Consider the following 18,872-nt stretch of genomic DNA (forward strand, 5'->3'; position numbering starts at 1 on the left):
TTACACCCAGCATAACGCGGTCCGGGAAATTGGGCAAGACTCCGATCGGATTATTTTGAAGACGGCTATCCCGTCATCACTCTTTCTACCGGATAACGGTACTTCGAGGTTGTCTGCTGGCCGCCAATGATATAGAGGAAGGACGTCAGTCCGATTCTTCCGATAAACATCAGCAGCATGAGAATGCATTTGGCGAAAATGCTCAAATCCGGCGTAATCCCGGTAGATAAGCCTACCGTACCGAAGGCGGAGCACACCTCCAGAATGATCGCGACCAGCTGATGCTGCTTGTCGGAGAAGCTGATGGCAATCACGGACAACGAACACATGACGATCGCCATCATCGAGATGGCGAGGGATTTTAGAATATCGTCTATATGAAGCTCGCGCTTGAATACCTTGTAATCCCGCCGCCCTCTGGCGAAGTGGTAGATAAACAGCATATTGAGGGCGAAGGTGGTTGTCCGGATCCCGCCGCCAACCGAGTTGGGAGATCCTCCAATAAACATGTAGACGCACATCAGCAGAAGCGTCGGCAGCGTCAGATGGGTAATGTCCATCGTCGTAAGGCCGGCGCTCCGCGTCGTAGCCGCCTGGAAGAAGGCGTAGAAGAAGCTTTCGTGCCAGGTTAAGCCTTTGAAATAATGCTGCGACTCGAATAGCAGGATACAGACCGTGCCAATCCCAAGCAAAGCGAAATAGGTAAAAGTGGTAAGCTTCGTAAATAGCGAGAAGCGGAAAGGATGATTCAGATCCAGCTTGTTGCGGGAGAGAAATGCCTTCAGCTCGATTAAGACCGGGAAACCGATCGCACCGAAAATAATAAGCAGAATCGTCACCAACTGGACGAAATAGTCGTCCTTGAACGGGATTAGGGATTGGCCGGTAATGTCCATTCCGGCATTGGTTGTTGCGCTGACGGAGGCGAACAGACCCTGCATGAAGGCTTCCTGCCAGGTAGGGAAATATCGGAGGAATCGTACCCCAAAGATGACTGCGCCAATCAGCTCGGTCAGAAGAGTGATCCGCAATATTTCTTTTACGAGCTGGACTAGGCCCGATAAGGCGAATTGATTGTTGTCGACCATAATCAGCCTGCGCTCGCGGAGCCCGATTTTGCGCCCGATCAAGAGCCAGAAGAACGTGCTCATCGCCATAATACCGATTCCTCCGAACTGAAGGACAAGCATAATAACAAAATAACCGAACACGCTGTAGGTATCCGCCACGTTAAATACGCTCAGACCGGTATCGCTTACGACGCTGACGGCCGTAAAGACGGTATCGAAGAAAGAGACCTCGACCCCGGGCCTCCGCACGGCGGGAATGCTGAATAGAAGAATGGATATAAGCACAGCCAAAATATAGTAGCCGGTAATGACTTGGGCAGGCGAACGCCGGCTCACCCATTCCCGAGATGTTTTAAGCATAGAACCCTCCCGTTATCCCTAAGGCATAGCCATAATATGGTTGGATTCGCATGCAAATATGCGGCCTCTCGCTTTTACAATTTCTTTATCAAATTTTAAAATTGCCATTATAAAGCCCACCTACAATAAGGACAAGAATACAACTTATATACAACCTGAACACAATGATGAAACAACAAAACACAACCACATTGTAGGGGGAAAAATGAAAATGAAAGTATCCAAAATTTACGCAGCAACCGTACTCGCTGCATCTCTTGCGCTTGGCGCGGTAGTTGCACCGGCAGCAAGCTTCGCGGCACCGGCTGCGGTATCGCAGAAGAAAGTGCAAGGCGTATTCACGCAAGCAAGCGTTGAACGCACGTCTGACGGCAAGCTGAAAATTCACTGGAACTCCAATGCAGACCTTGGCGCCGCAAAAATCCTCTGGAGCACTTCGCCGGACAACATCGCCACAAACGGCAAGCAGCTGAAGCGCATTAATGCGAACTATAACGGTTACGTAACAACGGATCCAAAGCCGGGCTCCCGCTTATATTTCTACATTAAGACAAGCGGCGGCGCGACCGTTACGATTGCGGAACGCAAAGTAAACCTGCAAGGCGCATACAACTTCCGCGATCTCGGCGGCTACAAAACAACCGACGGCAAAACCGTAAAATGGGGCAAGCTGTTCCGCGGCGAAGAGCTTGGGCATTTGACGGACGCGGACATCAAGACGATTCAGGAAATGGGCATCAAAACAAACGTGGACTACCGTACGGATGCAGAGGTTAAGGCTCTTGCGGATCCGGTAATCCCGGGTATCACTAATATCCGCACGGATGCCGGGAATGCAGGTTCGGCAGCGGATCTGAACTCCATGATTGCTTCCGGCCTGATGAAAGACGAAGCTAGCGCGGTTGCCATGATGGCTGGCTTTAACAAACAGATGGTCGACTCTCCGAAGTTCTACGTCCAATTGATGGAGCTGCTTAACGACCCGAACAATATCGGTCTCGTTCAGCACTGCACAGCCGGTAAAGACCGTACGGGCCTGGGCTCCGCGATCATTCTTCTGGCGCTTGGCGTAGACGAGAAGACGGTTATGGATGACTACCTCTTGAGCAACGTATACCGTGCGGAAGCGAACAAGAAGGCGATTGAAGCCGTTAAAGCTCAGGTGAAGGATGAGAATGTTGTCGCGGCGATTACGGCTATGATGGGCGTTCAGAAGGAATTCCTGCAAGCGGCCATCGACGAGATGAAGGCGAAATACGGCTCGATCGACAATTTCCTTGAAAAAGGCCTCGGCATTACGAAACAAGAACGCGCGAAGCTGAAAGCGATGTACACGGAATAATAAGAATGAGGATCGCTGGCCTTTTACGGCCGGCGGTCTTTTTTTATGGCTAAGCGAAAGAAAAGGGTATAATAAGGAAAAAAGAGATTGGAGACAAAAGATGACGGACTATAATACAACCGCGGGTTGGAACCTTGAGAATAGCTACGCCGATCTGCCGGACTTATTATATACGAAGCAAAACCCTGCCCCCGTGCGCGCTCCCGGGTTAATCAAGTTAAACGAGTCGTTGGCGGCGGAGCTGGGGCTGAATGCCGATGTGCTGCGAGGCAGCGAAGGCATCCAAGCATTTGCGGGCAATCAAATCCCCGAAGGCGCGGAGCCTCTTGCCCAGGCTTATGCCGGACACCAATTCGCTTATTTCAACCGGCTTGGCGATGGCCGCGCCGTGCTGCTTGGCGAGCAGGTTACTCCGCAAGGAGAGAGAGTTGATATTCAGTTGAAGGGCTCCGGAAGAACGCCTTATTCCCGAGGTGGGGACGGTCGCGCGGCGCTAGGTCCCATGCTTCGGGAATATATCATCAGCGAAGCGATGCATGCGCTTGGCATTCCGACAACCCGCAGCCTTGCGGTTGTGACGACGGGCGAAGAAATCGTGCGCGAGAGCCTGCTCCCAGGCGCGATTCTGACCCGTGTTGCCGCAAGCCATATCCGCGTCGGTACCTTCCAGTTCGCTGCCCAGTGGGGGACACTCGAGGAGCTTCAAGCGTTGGCGGATTACGCGATCAAGAGGCATTACCCGGATATGGAGGATGGCGAGAACCGGTATGTCAGCTTCTTTAGGGAAGTGATCAAACGCCAGGCGGCGCTGATTGCGAAATGGCAGCTGGTAGGTTTTATCCACGGGGTTATGAATACGGACAATATGGCGATTAGCGGAGAAACGATAGATTACGGGCCATGCGCGTTTATGGATGCTTATGATCCGGCTACCGTGTTCAGCTCCATTGACCGTGAAGGCCGTTATGCGTTTGGCAATCAGCCATCCATCGGTGCATGGAACCTCGCGAGGCTGGCTGAAGCCTTGCTGCCGTTAATGGACGAGGAGGAAGAAGGGGCTATTGAGCTGGCTCAAGATGCGTTGTCGGATTACAGCGAGCTGTTCCAACAGTACTGGCTGCAAGGCATGCGCGCGAAGCTTGGAATCTTTAACGAGGAGCCGGAGGATGAGGCGCTGATTGAAGCGTTTGTGCTGCTGATGCAGCGGAACCAGGCGGATTACACCAATACGTTCCGGGCTTTATCGATGGACAAACCGGAGAATACCGTGCTGCACGGGACGGCGGAGTTTGCGGAATGGCAGCAGCAATGGCAGGCGAGACTAGGACGGCAAGCGGAGTCCAAGGAAGAAGCTCTCCGGCTGATGCGGAGCAGCAATCCGGCCGTTATTCCACGCAATCACCGGGTAGAGGAAGCACTCGAGGCGGCGGAGCAGGGGGATCTGTGCATATTGGATAATCTGCTTGCCGCGCTTGCGAAGCCTTATGCCTATTCGGATGAGCAAGAGGCTTACGCCTCCCTTCCGGAACAATCGCCGCGTCCATACCGGACGTTCTGCGGAACTTAAGGTCATAGGAGATTAATGCCATGAAATATGAATTGGGCCGCTGCTTGCTGCAGGAACGATTGGAGGAGCGGGGGATAAGCCGGGAGGCATTAGCCGGAGCCTTGTTGTATAAACCGGAACGGTTGGCCGACTATATGGAGAATAAGCGGTTAATGCCGTTAAAGACGGCGATCTCCATTGCGGATACCGTTGGTTGCTCGGTTAATGAGCTGTATGAATTATTGCCGGCGGAAAGCGGGAGATAGAGATGTCGGATAAAAATATCGCGATTGCCTTGTACCGGCCCCATGCCGGCAAGGAGCAAGAGCTTCATGAGATCGTTCGGGAGCATGGACCGGCTCTTAAGAGGGAGGGACTGATTTCGGAGCTGCCGTTGCTTCAGCTTGAAGCGGAGGACGGTACCGTTATCGAAATTTTCGAATGGAAATCCGAGGAGGCGAAGAGGCAGGCGCATAGCTCTCCGGTCATTTGGCCGATCTGGGAACGTATGATGGCAGTCGCGGAAATGACGGGACTTGGATCGCTGAAGGAAGCCGCCCAGCCGTTTCCGAATTTCAGGAGGCTGGAGCTATAGCAGTCGGCGCTTGCCGACCTGTGCGGGCGTGCGGCGTTGGGATAAGACCCTGGCAGGGCCTTATCGGGCGAATACGAGGTAATATTAGTCATTATAAGACCCTGAGAGGGTCTTATTTGCTTAGATTGGCGGGAAGTGTAAGTGTTGCGGACGTGCGGCGGCCGGGCTTAATGATGTACGACATCGTTAAGCACTAATGCAAAACAAAAAAGCGGGCTGTCCATTACAGGACAGCCCGCTTATCTTTCACTGCAGCTGCTGCAAGGCCTCCGCGTACTTCGCGTACCAGTGCTGCCAGTGCGCCTTGCGGTCCGCAAGGGGTTGTCCGCTGTCAAGCAGCGACACAATGACGTCGAGGCAGACATGCCAGCCCGCAAGGTCTTTAGGCGTATGCTCGGATGGCTTGTAGATGCTCTCGATCAACACAAGCCTGCAGCCGCCGTCCTCCCCGCGGAATTCAAAGCGCACGGCCATGTCCTCTCCCCAGGTAAAGGCTAGTACGGCCTGAGGCTCGTAAGCCGTGATAGCCATCGTCTCATAGCTGCCATCGCCCATGTTGAAGCTGAGATGCCCGCCTTCCCGCAGATCCTCGACGCGAAGCTCGGAGAACCACTTGGGGAGCTTTTCGTTATCGGTAAAATAAGACCAGACGTCTTCCTTGGAATGATTCAATCTGCGTTCGAACGTTACGGTATAACCTGTGCCTTCTTTCGCAATCGCGGCCAGCATAATAACGAAATCCCCCGCTTTCAAAATGGTATCTCATGCAAGATTACCAGATTGCCGCGGAGGATTCAAAAGGGCTATAGAAAGATAATTCCGGCTGCTCCCGCCGCCGCGATAACGGTTAACGGGTGCAGCTTGTATTTGAATAAAAGCCAAAGGCAGCCTGCGCAGACCAGCAGCGTAAACCCGGTCGTCCAGGTGTAGCTGCCCGGCTTGTCGAAGCCGCCGAAGTGAAGCGCCGCATAAAGGATTAACCCGGTAACGACGGGCCGCAGGCCGTAAAAGAGGGATTTCATCGTCTTGTTATTCCGAAGCTTAAAGAAGAAGGCCGACAACACGATTACGACGAGCAGCGAAGGGAGGACAATTCCCACACAGGCAGCAATGGCGCCGGCTATTCCCGCTGTATCGTAGCCGATTAACGTAACGGCATTTGTAGCGATTGGCCCCGGCGCCATTCCGGCAAGGGAAACGGCCTTCTGAAATTCGGCGGTTGTCATCCACCCGTGCGAGATCACCTTTGTTTGTATCATCGGAATAACGGAATAACCGCCGCCAAACGAGATAAATCCAATTTTGAAGAAAGTCAGGAATAAGTCCCAGATCATACGTAACTCTCCCTTGCGCTTGTCAAATATAATACTCCGGATACATCAGCTCTTGGCTGCTGGAGGATGGCTTTTCCGTATTGGCTTGTTTGCCCGTTTTCTCCTTGACCCGAACCATGCCTATACCAACCAGGACACCTGCTGCAACGATATATAACGGAGTAAGCGGAAGCGCGAGCAGAATGAGAAGCGCGAGGACCAGCATGACTAACGTTGTCTTGTCAAAGATAGCGGCTCTGGCCATTCGGTACGCGGACATTGCGATCAGCGCCACAACCGCGCCGTGAACCCCCTTCAGGGCAGCCACAACCTTGGGATTGTCTTGAAACTTCAGATAAAAAAGGCTAAGCGTGATGATAATAATAAAGGTTGGCAATGTTACGCCAATAACCGCCATAGCCGCTCCCGGTATGCCGGCTTTCCGGTATCCGATGAAGGCTGCGGCATTGACGCCAACGCCGCCCGGAGCGGATCCGGCTAGCGATACGACATCAGCAAGTTCTTTCTCGGCAATCCAATTACGCTTATTAACGACCTCACGTTCAATGACGGGCATCATGGCATAACCGCCGCCAAAGGTGGAAGGACCGATCCGTACAAATACCCAGAATAACTGTGCCAAAAAATAGAGTCGTTCTTTCCAGTTTGTCTGCATATACACTCTCTCCTTTTGACTCTTACATAGCTATTATAGCAACTTAAATTCATTTTGAATTAAAGTTTGGACAATTTGGATTATAAGAAATGCTTATACCGATAAAAACGAGTGAATAACCCTTTGTACTTTGTTTAGTTTTGTTCAAAATTGAATAAAGTGGAGAAAACCAATCGGCATAGCCCCTATTCTTGATCTGGGGTATAATTGCTGGTAGCAACGACAATCTACCCGGAAAGGATGAAACGATGAGTCATTCTCTGCGTTCCGTCCCCTCGCATAAACAGCTTATTTACGATTACATCGCTAATCTTGGACCAATTGCAAAAGCGGAGCTGCTTGAAGCCCATGATATTACCAGCAGCACAATGACCCGTCTATTGGACGATATGGCCAAGGAGGGGCTTATCCTCGTTACCGGATTAGGTCCGTCGAAGGGCGGCAGAAAACCGCTTCTCTATCAAATTAATCCCGATTACGGATATATATTTGGCCTCGAGATTTCCAGGTTCACCTCGACCCTTGGTTTATTTGACATGAATATGAATCAGAAGTCAGTTGTCCGGTGGCGGATGGACGAGACGATGACGCCCGAACGTCTGGTTGCCCATACGGTCAGTATGATGCTTGCCTTCATGAAGGATCACGCCCTATCTCAAAGCCGTATTCTTGGGCTGGGGATCGGGGCAGTAGGACCGCTTGACCGCAGCACCGGGGTTATTATTAATCCTCAGTATTTTCCGGCTAAAGGCTGGGAGCAGGTCCCGATCTGCGCGATGTTCGAGGAGGCCGCGGGGCTGCCAACCCTGCTTGAGAATGGGGCTAATACGGCTTTAGTCGGAGAGCATTGGTCCATGAGGCAAGAGAACGTGGAGCATGCGTTGTACGTCTCCGCGGGGATCAGCCTGCGTTCGGCCATGATGTCCCATGGGCAAATCGTGTACGGAAAGGTAGACATGGAGGGCTCCATCGGACAAATGATTATCGATGTGGACGGCCCAAGGCTGGAGGAATCCGGCAACTATGGCTCGCTTGAAACCTTTGCTTCGGTGCAAGCGCTGGAAAGACAGGTGCGGACGAGGCTGAAGGTTGGAGGCAGTTTATTATTAAGTAACGTTGTACCGGAAAAAGTAAATCTGGATACGATTACGGAGGGACTAAACGCCGGCGATCCTTTTATACGGGAGATGTTCCGGCAATCCGCCTCTTATTTCGGAGTAGGGCTGGCGAATCTGATCAATACGTTCCACCCGGAGCTGATTATTCTTGGCGGGGCTCTGATTAGCGCCAATCCGATGTATTATCGGGTAGCGACGGAGGTAGCGGTTAAGAAGACGTATTACGGCGAAGCGTATATCCCGCAGTTTTCGATGGGCCGATTAAAGGAAGACGCGGTTGTGACGGGTGCCGCATTAATGGTAAGAAGCCGCATGAAATTATAAGCAAATACCCAAGCCATTCCATACATACCTACTTATAATAAATAAGCGGTTATGTATGCTTGAGGAGGGGAAGCGAGTGAAAATGTATAGCCGGGGCAAAAAAGAATCCGCACCGCTGCTGATGTACCTGCCTCAGAAGCAGTCGGGCTTTCTAAGCCCCCCTAGTCGCATAGAACAAACAATGAAACCAAAGAAAAAACAGAAAAAAGCAGTAAAGCCAAGCGTTCCGAAGACAACGCCGGCAGCTGCTGCTGTAACCGTAACTCCTCAACAACGGCACAGACATCCGTTACGGAAGTTACGGAAAAGGAAATTGCAGCCGCTGCCGCAATGGCTGGATATGCTTGACGATGAGATCGGGCAAGAGATTGATTACGAAGATTACGAAGAGGAAGAGGTATCCGAGGCCGAACTTATAGAGGCACCGGTTCCTTCGATTAATCCGCCTTCGGCCGAAGTCCAGGTCTCGCAACTAGCGGTTGCCGTTCCGACTCCAATAGCAGCTCAAACACCAACTCCAGCCCCAGTATCAACTCCAACAGTAGCTCCACCATCACCAGTATCAACACCAACAGCAGCTCAAACATCATCTCCATCTTCAGCACCAACTCCAGCACCAACTCCAGCACCAACTCCAGCACCAACTCCAGCACCTACGCTAACGCCAATTCCTATGTCGGCTCCAACTGAGTCCAAAGCTGCGGCAGTAATGAGAGGTAATCAGCTTTTTGTGTCTTCATCGGATGAAGGACAGATTCTGGTTATCGACGGGGAGACGGATACCGTCACCGATACGATTCCGTTACCGTCTGCCGGCTCCGTTAAGGGGATAGCTCTTAACCCGGTGACGAACCGGATTTACGCGATTAACAGCAGCAAGCATCAGCTTTTTGTATTGGACGGGGGCACGAAGGAAGTGGTAGCCATTGTACCGGTAAGCCCGTTTCCGTCGCTCGCAGCCGTTAACGTGAAGACCAACCGCGTCTATATTACAAGCTCGCTTCTTAACACCGTAGATGTTCTGGATGGAGAGGCCAACCATCTTATCGATTCCGTTGGCGTCGGCAACATTCCTGCCGGAATCGTTATTAATACCGATACGAACCGGATTTATGTAGCAAACGGCAGCCCGGATCATGATATTTCGGTTATAGACGGATATACTCATACAAGGCTGTTCCCGGATATTCCTGTCGGTCATGAGCCGGGCCTTGCGGGTATTCACGAGGACGCGAATCTCCTCTATGTGCCGAATTACTTAAGCGATAGCTTAAGCGTTATTTATGGCGGGACCAACACGGTCTTAAAAACAATAACGGAAGGGATCGGCAAAAATCCTTATGCTGCCGGAGTGGATACCTTCGCCAATCTGGTATACGTCACGAATTCCGGAAGCGACAGCGTCTCGGTTATTGATGCATCCAAACACAGGGTTATCGAAACCATTCCGGTCGGCAGCTGCCCGAAGGCGGTGGCCGTTCATACAAAGACCAACCGGATCTATGTAGCGGTAAGCGACGGGGTAACCGTCATTGACGGAGAGACCTTTGAGGTGACGAACAAGATTGATACAGCTGCCAGCCCAAGCGGTATGGCTCTTTATGAATAATAGCGAAAGCCGGGGTGCACTCCAAATGGAGTAAACCCCGGCTTTTCTCATTCCGTACTTACATAGTTGCCGTTGTTTTATAGACTTCGCGGATAGCGTCTTCTACATTAGGCTCCTTGACGCTAATATCCTGAATCGGAAGCTTCTGCGAGAGGGCCGCGATAAGCTCCGATGCGGAGATGCTTTCCTTTTCGAACTGGTACCAGATTTTCAGCCCTTCCTGCTTAATAACCGTAGCGTGAGGAGTCGTGAGATCGTGGGCAGGCTCGTGAAGTTCCACTACCAGCATACGGTGAGGAGTAAGCTTGTGAATGATGGAGCCGATGGGACCGTCCTCTACAAGCTTGCCGTTATTAACTACAATAATTCTGCTGCACAGCTGCTCCACGTCATCGAGATCATGAGTGGTCAGAATAACGGTAACGCCGCGGGTTCGGTTAATCTCCTTGATGAAGTTGCGGATCGCATGCTTGGCGTCGGCATCCAGCCCAATCGTAGGCTCGTCGAGGAATAAGACCGACGGCGAATGCAGCATGGCCGCAGCGATATCGCCGCGCATGCGCTGGCCAAGCGACAGCTGGCGCACCGGGGTATTGATGAATTCCTGCAGCTTCAGCACGTCGGTTAATATCGCGAGATTGTCGTCGTAGGCTTGTTGATCAATCTGGTAAATCCGGCGCAGCAGCTCAAACGATTCCCCGAGACGCAAATCCCAATACAGCTGCGTGCGCTGCCCGAATACAACGCCAAGCTTGCGGACGACGGCCTTCCGGTCGGCTTGCGGGGAGATGCCGCATACCTTGATGGAGCCCGAGGTCGGATGAAGGATGCCGGTCAGCATTTTGATGGTGGTGCTTTTGCCGGCGCCGTTAGGTCCGATATAGCCGACAATCTCGCCGGGCGCGATCGAGAAGCTGATGCCGTTTACGCCGTTAAATTTCGTTTTTTTCGGGAAAAGAAGGCTCTTGATCGAGCCGCGCAGCCCGCTTTCTTTTTTTACGATAATGTATTCTTTCACGAGATCCTTAACCTCGATAACGGTTTCCATTCCAGTTCGATCCCCCTATGGCTTAAGAGCCTGCGCTCTCGTAATTTTTCATGCCGAATTTAAAGATGCCGCCCGCAATCAGGAAGCAGATCACGCCCACGAGCGGTGTCCACAGAGCAAAGCTTAGCGGAAGGTCGAGGCCGCCGCTGTCCGCATTCAGGAACTCGGCGGCAGGATAGAAGCTGATGAACCCGATTGGGATGATGAAGGTGAATAACGCCTGCAGAAAATACGGGTACATGCTAAGCGGATACATGGTTGCGCGCTCGAGCATCGTCAGGGCGAAGCCAACCATGGAGCCGTTGCGCTTGGTCCAGAAAGCGATAGCTCCAAGGCTGGTGAACAGCGCGGCACGGATCAGAATACCGCCGATCAGGACGAGAATCAGCTTGCCGATGTTCGCAATCGTCCAGTCAAAGCCGGCGATTTCGGCCCCATAGAGGAAGATGATAACGCCAGGTATGCAATCGATTAACCCGATAAAATTAACGTAGCTCGCAACGAGCTGGAAGAAAACATTCATCGGCCGGAGCAGAAGACGGTCGAAGCCGCCGTTAATGACCATATGGTCGATACTCCACGTATTGATGAAGAAGACGACAAAGATGCCGTGGCTGATCAGGCCAAGTCCATACAAAAAGGTAAGCTGCGGGAAATCCCAGCCGTTAAGGGCCTGGAAGCGGTCGACGATGATCTTGAGCATCCAGATGCCGGAGAAGTATTGAATCGGAATCATGAGGAGCCAGCTGAACAGGAACAGCGGATACTCCAGCTGCCGCTGCACGGCGAGACGCGCCCAGCAGGAAGCGACGGAAACATAATGCTTGATCGTAGATACCATAAGGACGTTCTCAGCCTCCCTGGATTAACGTTTTTTTCTTCGTGCGCGCCCATCCGGCTGCCAGGATCAGATACAATACCGCGATCCAGACGGCTTGAACAGCCATGGAGGTAAAGGCTTCTGGCATGCTTGTGTTGCCGATATAAATGCCGAGCGGAGTCTGGTACGTGTATTGGAACGGAAGAAATTTCGAGACGGTCTGCACCGATTCCGGGAAAAACCACAGCGGAACGATACTGCCGGACAATACGCGGACGATAGCGTCCTTGACATTGCCCATGTTGCCAAGCTCCATCACCCAGAACGCAATCAGTCCGATAAGCGCGCTGAGCAGCCATAGAATGGCGTAGCTTAGCAGGCAGCTTGGAAGGAAAAGCAGGAAGTTTTGGAAGGAAGCGGGCCATGGAATGCCAAAAAAGATGGAGGCAAATACGACTAGCGGAAGCGCCCTGTTTAACAAGGAGCTAAGCATCTCTCCGATATCTTCGGCCAGGTAGCAGGCAAAAAGAGGGATAGGACGGTAGAAGTCGGTCACAATTTGGCCTTCCCGTATTTTGTAATAGATGGTATTCTGTACATCGCATACGAAGATGGTAGAGATAATGATCGAGAGAATGGTGTAGGTCGTAATATCCTGCAGGCTAAGCGATTCTACCGATCCGGAGCCGCCTTTGTAAGCCGTCTGCCATAAGAATACGGAAGCCAGCATCAGAATAAGATTGGTTGCAACGGAAGTGAATACTTCAAACCGGTAAGTCAGATTAACGAGAAGCTTCATTTTCGTTATGTACCAGTAAGCTTGAAGCATATTAACCCCCTTAAAAGTGACTTCATATGTAAAATATTACAATTACAATGCTCTTATATTAATCGATTTCAATCCCGCAGGCTACGGATATTTTTAATATAGTTATTTATAAGGTTCGGCCTAAAATTGCAGGGGAGGCGTAACGGAAGTGGCAATGATTCTGATCATTCTTATCGTGGCATTTTACTTAACTTTGCTGAACTTTAAACGGCTTAGGAAGCTGTCCAAAGGGTTGAGATGGCTCTTATATGCTTTAATGCTTTTCCTATTATGCGACGGCATTTATTCCTCTGCGAGGCACTTTAATCCCGATAACGCCGTTAATAGTCTTATTCCCAGCCTTTGCATGGCAGTGCTGATTGAAGGAGCGCGATATGTCTTTAGAAAAAGGCGTGACTATGAAAAGAACTGGTCCGTGGATGATTATCCGATCGAATATTCCGAACAAAATTCCAATGCAGCAGCGATTCGCTGGAAAGCAGGCATAAAAGGCTGGAGCTGGATGAGCGGACACGGAAATGACAGGGAAGATGCTTATTTAGACCTTGTCAAAACATTTGATGCTTATAAAAAAGAAGGAAATACTTTGCCACGTCCGGGGACTACCGTACTTGGGGCCGCCAGCCAGACTCGGATGGACGAACTCGAGGAGGAAGCGGTTAGTTTTTTTTACAAAATATTCGGGTGGGATTATTATGATTTGTTTATTTCGGATAAGTCCACGTTCAAGGAGCTATGCTCGTCCGAAGAGTCCATGTACAGGAAGCTGCGGCGAGTCGAAGATGAGTTTGGGGTAAAGGTGCCTGATGATAAAATATTGATTGTTGATATTCTTGAACTTATTAGGGAGAAGAAGGAGGCGTAAGGCTATGCTCAACATAAAAATAACCGACAGCGATTTTATCGGGGGCCGCCCTTCCTATTTGGATACCGTCTCGCGTTGTGCCGCCAGGGGAGTTTTATTCAACAACCGGGGACAGGTTGCGATGATGTATATGGCCGAGCCTGATCTCTACAAGCTGCCTGGAGGGGGAATGGAAGAAGGGGAGTCCCCCGAGGAGGCTTTTGTTAGGGAAATAAAAGAGGAGACCGGTTGCGAAGCGGAAGTAATCCGCAGGCTTGGCTTTATAGAGGAGCATAAGAATCGAAACGGCTTTTTGCAGCATTCGCATTGTTATCTGGCAAAAGCGCGGCATGGCGAGGGTACGGCTGCACTCACCGAAGCCGAAAAACAGCTCGGAATGTCCGTTCAATGGCTGTCTGTCTCACAAGCGTTGGATATTATGGGAAAAGCAGTGGCGGGCGAAGAGGATAATCATTCCAACTTTTTTATGTTGATGCGTGACCGGATTATCCTGAAAGAAGCTGCGGAAATTATGGAAGGAGAAGGTCTTTTATAGGCCTTTTTTCCAATATATACTTTATTGAAATTGCCTATGAAGATTATTGTTTTTATATATTATTCAAATAGGCTTCTTGGTTATATGATGGATTAAATATATAAAAGGGGAGAGGGATTAATGATGAACAAGTCCATCTATGACATTCAGGTTAATGAGATAAATGGGGAGCCTATTCATCTGTCTGCTTTTTACGGCAGGGTTCTTCTAATCGTGAATACAGCAAGCCAATGCGGCTATTCCAAGCAGTTCGAAGGCCTGCAACATTTGTACGAAAAATATTGGATGCACGGCTTCGAAATATTGGGTTTCCCGTGCAATCAGTTCAATGGCAAAGAGCCCGGCAGCAATGCGGAGGTGGAAGAGCATTGCCGGCGCAATGTTGGAGTAACCTTCTCGCTGTTCGAAAAGGTGGAGCTCCGCGGTGAATCCGTTCATCCGCTCTTCCAATATTTGACGGAGCAGGCACCTTTCCGGGGCTTTGACACGGACAATTCCGATGAGCTTTGGATGAAGAATTTTCTCAAGCAGAATCATCCGGACCTGTATGAAGGCGACGGCGTAAAGTGGAACTTCTCCAAGTTCCTCGTTAACCGGGAAGGAAAAGTTATCGCGCGATTCGAGCCAACGACGCAGCCGGCCGATTTGGAACTGGCCATCGAGGAGGCATTATCCTCGGAGCAATAAGTCTAATTATTGCGAAAATGGTAAAGAAGCAGGATAAACATGCGCCCCGGAGAAGTTTCTTTTAAGAAAAATTTCGAGGGAGGCATTCGCATTGAGTAAGCTTGTGAAGGTAGCTATGGCGGTTACGGCTGTTTTTGCCCTGCTTATGCAACCGGTCTCGGCTTCGGACAAAACAACCAAGTTCAAAGTGACGCTTGTCAGCGTGGAGTTGGTTGAGAATAACCATGTCGGTAACGAGTGGTTGACTAAGGCTTACGTGAATGGCAAGGAAGTTCAGAAAAGCAAAAGCATTACCCTAAGCTTGAAATCAACGGATAGCATTAAGCTGAAGGCATATGCCGAAGAGCAGGACAAAATTCCCGATAGCAACTCAGCCAACGATACCGTAAAGGTATCGTCTATCACAAAAACCGTCAATAAAGCGTTGAAGGTCGTTGTGACGGAGAATCGCGGCAGGTATTCAGGGAACACGGCTGAGTGGAAGTTTACCTATAAAATTGAAAAGTAATCCATTGGCCGATGCTTCCCAAGAAGCTTCGGCTTCTATTTTTTTAGCGATCAAACCTGGCCTTAAATTGTTCTTTGTCTCCGTTAAAAACGTTAATGTCGACGTACGCATCGATACCGGGGATATGGCCCCGATTGTTGTATTGCCAGAATAACCAACTACGGTCTCCTCGTAAACGCGGATGCTTGACGATATCCCTGATCCAGATTTCGTAATCCTTAAAGCTGCCATCTATATAGGTATTAAAGGTATCGTAAGTTACGTACAGGATAGGCTTCTGCTTATAATGCTCCTCCAGATGGCTGGAGAGGATGGTCAGTTCCCGCTGAATGCGGGCGACATCCTTATCAAGCGCAATCTCGATATCGATAACGGGCGGGAGGTTAGCGGGATCATTGGGTACCTCTTCGATAAAATGCGCCGCCTGCTGGGTGCCGGTGCTCTGAGTTGTGAAAAAATGATAAGCGCCGATCCTCATTCCTTGGCTTCTGGCTTGCTCCCAATTCGACTTGAACTCCTTATCCGTCATATCCTTTCCTTCCGTTGCCTTGATATAGACGAACTGCCATTTGCCGCTGCCAGCAACCTTGCCCCAATCAATCTCGCCCTGATAGTGGGACACATCGATCCCTCTTACCTTGTATTTAGACGCAAACAGGTTGTTATGCCAAATGATGCCCTTATATTCCAAAACGCCGGAAATGATAAGGAGCAGCAGTATACACGCGGTGCTTTTCTGCCATCTGCTTAGCTTCATAGCCACCCATCCTTTGTACCTGCCTTTAATTTTACCTTGAACACTCCAATACATAGACGTCAGCTTGTCCTTATTTGTTTCCGCAATATTTAGCTTGCTCCGCGAATATGCCCGGTATATGATAAAAGTAAATATATGGTATGTGCGACTGGCGTAAACGTGGAGAACCACGAGGGAGCACATATGTCATCAGCCGTACGCCTGGGCAGAGTATCGTTTCTCGTGAAGAGAGGCGATGCTCTTTTTTATTGGGGAGGATGAAGCGGATGCAGAAGAGAAGAAATGTAGCTATTCTGATCTACGACAACGTGGAAGTGCTGGACTTTACGGGACCGTTCGAAGTGTTTATTACGGGCAGCAATCGAGGGCAGGATTTTCATGTGTTCACCGTGTCGGAAAAGACAGCTCCCGTTAAGGCCCTAGGCAATCTGAGCGTTAATCCGGCCTATACCATTGATAACTGTCCCAAGCCCGATATCGTACTTATCCCAGGCGGCTTGGGCTCCCGTCAGGAAATGCACAACAAGGTGCTGACCGATTGGATCAGGAAATGCGCTGACGAGTCGGAGCTGCTTCTATCCGTCTGCACGGGATCGCTGCTCCTTGCGAAGGCGGGAGTGCTGGAAGGGCTGAAGCTGACGACGAATCGTCTTGCAACCGACGAACTAAGGCAGGTCGCCCCGGCATCCGCCGAAATCTCCGAGACCGCCAGATATGTGGATAACGGGAAAATCGTAATGTCTGCCGGCATTTCCGCCGGCATCGACATGTCCCTCTATGTCATCAGTCGCCTTCATGGCAAGGAGAGAGCCTTGCATACCGCAAAATTGATGGAATACGATTGGGTGCAAAAAGAGCACTTCTGATCAAATATAAAAGACGTTTTCCTGATAGGATAGCCGTAACGATGAGCGAGGGAGCTGGATCAATCTTACGAATGGAACATTACGCACGAATCCAAAACGCGATTACCTTTATAGAAGAACAGCTGCAGGAGGCCCTTAGCTTGGAGGCGATAGCCGCCCGGGCGGGATTTTCGCTGTACCATTTTCAAAGGTTGTTCCATGCCATTACGGGCTTTACGGTGCAGGAATACATTCGGAAGAGAAGGTTAAGCAGAGCTGCCGAAGAGCTGAGAGTTACCCGTCAAACGGTGCTTGATATCTCGGTGTCTTACCAATACGGCTCGCAGGAGGCGTTTACCCGTGCTTTTGCCGGTTATTTCGGCATGGCTCCGGCACAGTACAGGAAGCATCAGGGGAAGGTTGCCTTGCAGCTCCCCATTGATCTCGTTGCACTAACGGCTAATATCCGAGGAGGATTGACGATGTACAAACCGGACATCATTGAACGGCCTGCGACTCGTATTATCGGTTATAACTACCCGACCAATCTGAACAACGAGCGGTATTTCGAGGAGATTCCGGGTTTCTATGCGCACTTTGGCAATCATGAATACTTTATGCGCATTCCTAACAAAGCGCGGCCGGCTTTTGCTTATGGCATCCCCCATGGCTACAGCGAGGATGGCGCCTTTTCGTTCCTTATCGGCGAGGAGGTCACTTCGTTTGCGGAGGTAGAGGACGGCTTCGCCTGTCTGGAGCTTCCCGCCGGCAAATATGCGGCTTTCCGCAACGGAACGATGCCCGAAGTTGGACAAAACGCATGGAAATACATCTATGGAACCTGGCTGCCTAACAGCAATTACGAGCGGGGAGAGGGACCGGACTTTGAAGTGACGGATGTTCTGAACTCCACACCGCAGAAAATCAGCATGACCATCTATATCCCGATTCGCTAAGCAAAGAAGAAACCTAGTAGAGCATGACGAAATTCTCGGCATGTTCTTTTTTTTGTGAGATTTGTTTTGATAAATTTTCCATAAACTATATTGACAGTCGATATATCGATACTTAATATATAAGCATAAGATATATCGATAGACGATATAGTTCGAGTAGTGGGAAGGATGAATGGTGTGAAAGAGATGCTGCCGCTTACTGAAGCGTTTTATTATATCCTGATTGTTCTCTATACGGAGCCATCGCATGGATACGGCATTATGCAGGATACCGAGAAAAGGAGCGGCGGACGCGTTAAGCTTGGTGCCGGCACTTTATATACGGCGCTTAATACCTTGCTGGGCAAAGGGCTGATTGAGCAATATCCCGTTCCGGAAGGAGCGGACTCGCGCCGCAAAATGTATGCCATTACGGAGAACGGCATGCTGGTAGTCGAAGCGGAGATCGCAAGACTGGAAGAGCTTCTGAACGTAGGGCGGCAAGCTCTGATTGCGAAGAAAGGGTGAGGCGGATGAGTGACAAGCTGATTAAGCGGCGCCGGCTGACGATGAGCTGGAACTTTGAGAAGGAAGAGCAGTGGCTTAACGATATGTCCCGTGACGGATTGCATTTCAAGAAGGCGAGTATGGCAAGCAGCTTCTTCGCAAAGGATGAATCGGTCCGGTATACGTACAGACTGGATTACCAGACGGGGCAAACGCTTGGAAGCAGCAAGTTTCAGGAGTATATTGATTTGTATCGGGACGCAGGCTGGGAATATGTCAGCTCTTACGGCTCGCTCTGGCATTATTTTCGCAGGGAATGGCATCCTGGGGAGGAGCCTCGGCTCTATACGGACCGAGACTCATTGATTCAGTTGTACAAAAGATTGCAAGGGGTTATGGCCGTTATGATGCTCGTTAACCTGGTCATCATGCTTGCCAATATGCTCAATCTGAGGAACCTCTTTAGCGACAGGTTATGGACGGTAGGCGTACCGCTGCTGGTCCTTTATCTATTCTTATTCGGCGTGTTGGGGTATGGCTGCTGGAGGATGCAGAAGAAAGTTAACGGACTTAAACTTTAAGG

General features: G+C 50.5%; 22 protein-coding genes and 1 riboswitch. Of the genes, 14 read left to right on the forward strand and 8 right to left on the reverse strand.

The genetic code is table 11. The annotated features are described in order from the left end of the window. Positions 1-65: 65 nt before the first annotated feature. The gene (locus tag WFJ73_RS25455; protein WP_336775752.1) at positions 66-1,430 is read right to left on the reverse strand and encodes a TrkH family potassium uptake protein; all 1,365 of its coding nucleotides are present in this window, start codon (positions 1,428-1,430) and stop codon (positions 66-68) included. A 211-nt stretch (positions 1,431-1,641) separates the two neighbouring features. Between WFJ73_RS25455 and WFJ73_RS25460 the strand changes: the two genes are divergently transcribed. The 4 genes from WFJ73_RS25460 (at position 1,642) to WFJ73_RS25475 (ending at position 4,913) form a co-directional block, all read left to right on the forward strand. Then, on the forward strand, positions 1,642-2,772 hold the full coding sequence (locus WFJ73_RS25460) for a tyrosine-protein phosphatase (RefSeq protein WP_336775753.1): 1,131 nt from the start codon (positions 1,642-1,644) through the stop codon (positions 2,770-2,772). Between the two features lie 100 nt (positions 2,773-2,872). Further along, the gene (locus WFJ73_RS25465) at positions 2,873-4,339 is read left to right on the forward strand and encodes a protein adenylyltransferase SelO (RefSeq protein ID WP_336775754.1); all 1,467 of its coding nucleotides are present in this window, start codon (positions 2,873-2,875) and stop codon (positions 4,337-4,339) included. Positions 4,340-4,359: 20 nt separating this feature from the next. Beyond that, positions 4,360-4,584 (forward strand): helix-turn-helix domain-containing protein, encoded by a 225-nt coding sequence (locus WFJ73_RS25470; protein ID WP_336775755.1) that lies wholly within the window; start codon positions 4,360-4,362, stop codon positions 4,582-4,584. Positions 4,585-4,586: 2 nt separating this feature from the next. Beyond that, on the forward strand, positions 4,587-4,913 hold the full coding sequence (locus WFJ73_RS25475; protein WP_336775756.1) for a hypothetical protein: 327 nt from the start codon (positions 4,587-4,589) through the stop codon (positions 4,911-4,913). A gap of 246 nt (positions 4,914-5,159) precedes the next feature. Here WFJ73_RS25475 and WFJ73_RS25480 read toward each other — a convergent pair whose 3' ends face one another. The 3 genes from WFJ73_RS25480 to WFJ73_RS25490 form a co-directional block, all read right to left on the reverse strand. Further along, the gene (locus tag WFJ73_RS25480; RefSeq protein ID WP_336775853.1) at positions 5,160-5,642 is read right to left on the reverse strand and encodes an SRPBCC family protein; all 483 of its coding nucleotides are present in this window, start codon (positions 5,640-5,642) and stop codon (positions 5,160-5,162) included. 74 nt (positions 5,643-5,716) lie between these two features. Beyond that, entirely contained in the window at positions 5,717-6,247 is a 531-nt protein-coding gene (locus WFJ73_RS25485; protein WP_336775757.1) for a chromate transporter, read from the reverse strand. 22 nt (positions 6,248-6,269) lie between these two features. Continuing rightward, complete coding sequence (locus WFJ73_RS25490; protein WP_336775758.1) at positions 6,270-6,902, reverse strand: chromate transporter; 633 nt, start codon at positions 6,900-6,902, stop codon at positions 6,270-6,272. A gap of 248 nt (positions 6,903-7,150) precedes the next feature. On the opposite strand from WFJ73_RS25490, the gene WFJ73_RS25495 reads away from it, so the two are divergent. Continuing rightward, on the forward strand, positions 7,151-8,344 hold the full coding sequence (locus WFJ73_RS25495; RefSeq protein ID WP_336775759.1) for an ROK family transcriptional regulator: 1,194 nt from the start codon (positions 7,151-7,153) through the stop codon (positions 8,342-8,344). Positions 8,345-8,426: 82 nt separating this feature from the next. Next, positions 8,427-9,953: a YncE family protein gene (locus WFJ73_RS25500; protein ID WP_336775854.1), complete on the forward strand. Its 1,527-nt coding sequence runs from the start codon at positions 8,427-8,429 to the stop codon at positions 9,951-9,953. Positions 9,954-10,011: 58 nt separating this feature from the next. Here WFJ73_RS25500 and WFJ73_RS25505 read toward each other — a convergent pair whose 3' ends face one another. The 3 genes from WFJ73_RS25505 to WFJ73_RS25515 are packed head-to-tail and all read right to left on the reverse strand — an operon-like array spanning position 10,012 to position 12,650. Continuing rightward, positions 10,012-11,001, reverse strand: a complete 990-nt coding sequence (locus tag WFJ73_RS25505; protein ID WP_336775760.1) for an ABC transporter ATP-binding protein — start codon at positions 10,999-11,001, stop codon at positions 10,012-10,014. A gap of 22 nt (positions 11,002-11,023) precedes the next feature. Next, positions 11,024-11,842, reverse strand: coding sequence for an ABC transporter permease (locus WFJ73_RS25510; protein WP_336775761.1), 819 nt, complete (start codon positions 11,840-11,842; stop codon positions 11,024-11,026). Between the two features lie 10 nt (positions 11,843-11,852). Then, positions 11,853-12,650, reverse strand: a complete 798-nt coding sequence (locus WFJ73_RS25515; protein WP_336775762.1) for an ABC transporter permease — start codon at positions 12,648-12,650, stop codon at positions 11,853-11,855. Between the two features lie 148 nt (positions 12,651-12,798). On the opposite strand from WFJ73_RS25515, the gene WFJ73_RS25520 reads away from it, so the two are divergent. The 4 genes from WFJ73_RS25520 (at position 12,799) to WFJ73_RS25535 (ending at position 15,245) form a co-directional block, all read left to right on the forward strand. Next, the gene (locus WFJ73_RS25520; RefSeq protein WP_336775763.1) at positions 12,799-13,515 is read left to right on the forward strand and encodes a hypothetical protein; all 717 of its coding nucleotides are present in this window, start codon (positions 12,799-12,801) and stop codon (positions 13,513-13,515) included. Between the two features lie 4 nt (positions 13,516-13,519). Further along, a complete protein-coding gene (locus tag WFJ73_RS25525; RefSeq protein WP_336775764.1) occupies positions 13,520-14,050 on the forward strand; it encodes an NUDIX hydrolase in 531 nt (176 codons plus the stop codon). Between the two features lie 123 nt (positions 14,051-14,173). Beyond that, complete coding sequence (locus tag WFJ73_RS25530; protein ID WP_336775855.1) at positions 14,174-14,737, forward strand: glutathione peroxidase; 564 nt, start codon at positions 14,174-14,176, stop codon at positions 14,735-14,737. 91 nt (positions 14,738-14,828) lie between these two features. Next, entirely contained in the window at positions 14,829-15,245 is a 417-nt protein-coding gene (locus tag WFJ73_RS25535; RefSeq protein ID WP_336775765.1) for a hypothetical protein, read from the forward strand. 43 nt (positions 15,246-15,288) lie between these two features. Here WFJ73_RS25535 and WFJ73_RS25540 read toward each other — a convergent pair whose 3' ends face one another. Further along, positions 15,289-16,002, reverse strand: a complete 714-nt coding sequence (locus tag WFJ73_RS25540; protein WP_336775766.1) for a glycoside hydrolase family 25 protein — start codon at positions 16,000-16,002, stop codon at positions 15,289-15,291. Between the two features lie 134 nt (positions 16,003-16,136). Continuing rightward, positions 16,137-16,216, forward strand: a riboswitch (ZMP/ZTP riboswitch). Positions 16,217-16,268: 52 nt separating this feature from the next. Here WFJ73_RS25540 and WFJ73_RS25545 point away from each other — a divergent pair. The 4 genes from WFJ73_RS25545 (at position 16,269) to WFJ73_RS25560 (ending at position 18,870) form a co-directional block, all read left to right on the forward strand. Further along, entirely contained in the window at positions 16,269-16,868 is a 600-nt protein-coding gene (locus tag WFJ73_RS25545; RefSeq protein WP_336775767.1) for a DJ-1/PfpI family protein, read from the forward strand. Positions 16,869-16,939: 71 nt separating this feature from the next. Beyond that, complete coding sequence (locus WFJ73_RS25550; protein ID WP_336775768.1) at positions 16,940-17,803, forward strand: effector binding domain-containing protein; 864 nt, start codon at positions 16,940-16,942, stop codon at positions 17,801-17,803. Between the two features lie 168 nt (positions 17,804-17,971). Then, positions 17,972-18,310, forward strand: coding sequence for a PadR family transcriptional regulator (locus WFJ73_RS25555; RefSeq protein WP_336775769.1), 339 nt, complete (start codon positions 17,972-17,974; stop codon positions 18,308-18,310). A 5-nt stretch (positions 18,311-18,315) separates the two neighbouring features. Then, positions 18,316-18,870 carry a DUF2812 domain-containing protein gene (locus tag WFJ73_RS25560; RefSeq protein ID WP_336775770.1) on the forward strand — a complete coding sequence of 185 codons (555 nt, stop codon included), beginning with the start codon at positions 18,316-18,318 and terminating at the stop codon, positions 18,868-18,870. Positions 18,871-18,872: the final 2 nt, after the last annotated feature.

The organism is Paenibacillus sp. MMO-58, from assembly GCF_037146255.1.
Taxonomy (GTDB): domain Bacteria; phylum Bacillota; class Bacilli; order Paenibacillales; family Paenibacillaceae; genus Pristimantibacillus.

Excerpts from the sequence above, each read along its gene's own strand:
- WFJ73_RS25455 (WP_336775752.1), bottom strand. The coding sequence starts at position 1,430 with ATGCTTAAAACATCTCGGGAATGGGTGAGCCGGCGTTCGCCTGCCCAA.
- WFJ73_RS25460 (WP_336775753.1), top strand. The coding sequence starts at position 1,642 with ATGAAAGTATCCAAAATTTACGCAGCAACCGTACTCGCTGCATCTCTT.
- WFJ73_RS25465 (WP_336775754.1), top strand. The coding sequence starts at position 2,873 with ATGACGGACTATAATACAACCGCGGGTTGGAACCTTGAGAATAGCTAC.
- WFJ73_RS25470 (WP_336775755.1), top strand. The coding sequence starts at position 4,360 with ATGAAATATGAATTGGGCCGCTGCTTGCTGCAGGAACGATTGGAGGAG.
- WFJ73_RS25475 (WP_336775756.1), top strand. The coding sequence starts at position 4,587 with ATGTCGGATAAAAATATCGCGATTGCCTTGTACCGGCCCCATGCCGGC.
- WFJ73_RS25480 (WP_336775853.1), bottom strand. The coding sequence starts at position 5,642 with ATGCTGGCCGCGATTGCGAAAGAAGGCACAGGTTATACCGTAACGTTC.
- WFJ73_RS25485 (WP_336775757.1), bottom strand. The coding sequence starts at position 6,247 with ATGATCTGGGACTTATTCCTGACTTTCTTCAAAATTGGATTTATCTCG.
- WFJ73_RS25490 (WP_336775758.1), bottom strand. The coding sequence starts at position 6,902 with ATGCAGACAAACTGGAAAGAACGACTCTATTTTTTGGCACAGTTATTC.
- WFJ73_RS25495 (WP_336775759.1), top strand. The coding sequence starts at position 7,151 with ATGAGTCATTCTCTGCGTTCCGTCCCCTCGCATAAACAGCTTATTTAC.
- WFJ73_RS25500 (WP_336775854.1), top strand. The coding sequence starts at position 8,427 with ATGTATAGCCGGGGCAAAAAAGAATCCGCACCGCTGCTGATGTACCTG.
- WFJ73_RS25505 (WP_336775760.1), bottom strand. The coding sequence starts at position 11,001 with ATGGAAACCGTTATCGAGGTTAAGGATCTCGTGAAAGAATACATTATC.
- WFJ73_RS25510 (WP_336775761.1), bottom strand. The coding sequence starts at position 11,842 with ATGGTATCTACGATCAAGCATTATGTTTCCGTCGCTTCCTGCTGGGCG.
- WFJ73_RS25515 (WP_336775762.1), bottom strand. The coding sequence starts at position 12,650 with ATGCTTCAAGCTTACTGGTACATAACGAAAATGAAGCTTCTCGTTAAT.
- WFJ73_RS25525 (WP_336775764.1), top strand. The coding sequence starts at position 13,520 with ATGCTCAACATAAAAATAACCGACAGCGATTTTATCGGGGGCCGCCCT.
- WFJ73_RS25530 (WP_336775855.1), top strand. The coding sequence starts at position 14,174 with ATGAACAAGTCCATCTATGACATTCAGGTTAATGAGATAAATGGGGAG.
- WFJ73_RS25540 (WP_336775766.1), bottom strand. The coding sequence starts at position 16,002 with ATGAAGCTAAGCAGATGGCAGAAAAGCACCGCGTGTATACTGCTGCTC.
- WFJ73_RS25545 (WP_336775767.1), top strand. The coding sequence starts at position 16,269 with ATGCAGAAGAGAAGAAATGTAGCTATTCTGATCTACGACAACGTGGAA.
- WFJ73_RS25550 (WP_336775768.1), top strand. The coding sequence starts at position 16,940 with ATGGAACATTACGCACGAATCCAAAACGCGATTACCTTTATAGAAGAA.
- WFJ73_RS25555 (WP_336775769.1), top strand. The coding sequence starts at position 17,972 with ATGAATGGTGTGAAAGAGATGCTGCCGCTTACTGAAGCGTTTTATTAT.
- WFJ73_RS25560 (WP_336775770.1), top strand. The coding sequence starts at position 18,316 with ATGAGTGACAAGCTGATTAAGCGGCGCCGGCTGACGATGAGCTGGAAC.